This window comes from Cellulosimicrobium cellulans (assembly GCF_001722485.1).
Lineage (GTDB): Bacteria > Actinomycetota > Actinomycetes > Actinomycetales > Cellulomonadaceae > Cellulosimicrobium > Cellulosimicrobium cellulans_A.
This window is the reverse complement of the sequence record NZ_LWGL01000343.1, coordinates 1-1,150: the sequence shown is the minus strand read 5'-3', so window position 1 is coordinate 1,150 and position 1,150 is coordinate 1. Positions and strand designations below refer to the sequence as shown.

Sequence of the window (1,150 nt, the reverse complement as noted above, 5' to 3'; positions counted from 1 at the left end):
GGGTCCGCCGGCGGCGCGGTCCCGCCCTCGGGCGCCGCGGGCTCTCCCTCGGGCGCCACGGGCTCGGTCGGGGCCGGCGGCGGCGGGGGCGGGTTGGGGTCGAGCACGGTGAAGGTCGCGGGCGCGCTCGTCGCCTCCTCGACGCCGGCCACGGCCACGTCCACGGTGTACGTCCCCGGCCCCGCGTCGGGCAGGCCCTCGGGGCACCCCTCGGCGGAGCGGCGGCGGTCCCAGCGCACGGTTGCGGAGACCTCGTCGCCGCGGCCCATGAGCAGCGGCCTCTCCTGCGTGGCGCAGTGCGCGGACGACCAGACCAGCTCCTCGCCGGCGTGCACGAGCACCGGGCGACCGGCGTCCGAGCCGTCGACGAGGCACGGACGGGCGCCGACGTGCCGCATCGTGACCTGCAGCTCGACCGCCTCGTCGACCGTGAACTCCGCGTCCGTCGGCGTCACCGTGAGCTCGAGCGCCCCGGCCGCGCAGTCGCGCGGCGGTCCGAGCGCCTCGGGCGTCGGGGGCGCCGCACGGCTCGGCGCCTCGGCGTCGCCGCCGATCATGGGCTGGACCGCGCGCACGACCACCTGCCCGAGCAGCACGAGACCCGTCACGAGGAGCCCCAGGACGAGCACCGCGACGATGCGACGGCGCACGAAGACGCCCCGCGACGGTCGCGTGCTCCCCGTGCTCACCCGTGCTCCCGGACTCTCGTGTCGGACGTGCGCTCCTACGCTAGTGGCCCGTCCCGGCATCCCGGCCGTGCCGCGCCGTGCGCGACCCGACCGCGCCGCACGCTCCCGGGACCCACGCCCACCGGAAGGACCCTTCGTGACCGCTGCACCCGCCCCGCCGTCCGGCGACGCTTACGCACCGGTGCGGGACGCCGTCGGGCAGTGGTTCGCGCGCACGGCGCGCGACCTGCCGTGGCGCGCGGAGGACCGCACCGCGTGGGGCGTGCTCGTGAGCGAGGTCATGCTGCAGCAGACGCCGGTGGTGCGCGTCGAGCCGGTGTGGCGGGAGTGGCTCGAGCGCTGGCCCACGCCGGCCGACCTCGCCGCCGCCCCGACCGCCGACGTGCTGCGCGCGTGGGGCCGCCTCGGCTACCCGCGCCGCGCGCTGCGGCTGCAGGAGTGCGCTCGCGCGCTCGTCGAGC

Annotated in this window: 1 protein-coding gene and 1 pseudogene; one reads left to right on the top strand and one right to left on the bottom strand. The window is 78.4% G+C overall.

Annotated features, from left to right (window positions below):
* On the bottom strand, positions 1 to 689 hold a 689-nt coding region (locus JZ5iCDA_RS17625), incomplete at its 3' end, for a hypothetical protein (RefSeq protein ID WP_069388251.1).
* 181 nt (positions 690 to 870) lie between these two features.
* Here JZ5iCDA_RS17625 and JZ5iCDA_RS17620 point away from each other — a divergent pair.
* Positions 871 to 1,150: pseudogene (locus JZ5iCDA_RS17620) on the top strand (A/G-specific adenine glycosylase); the annotation flags it as partial.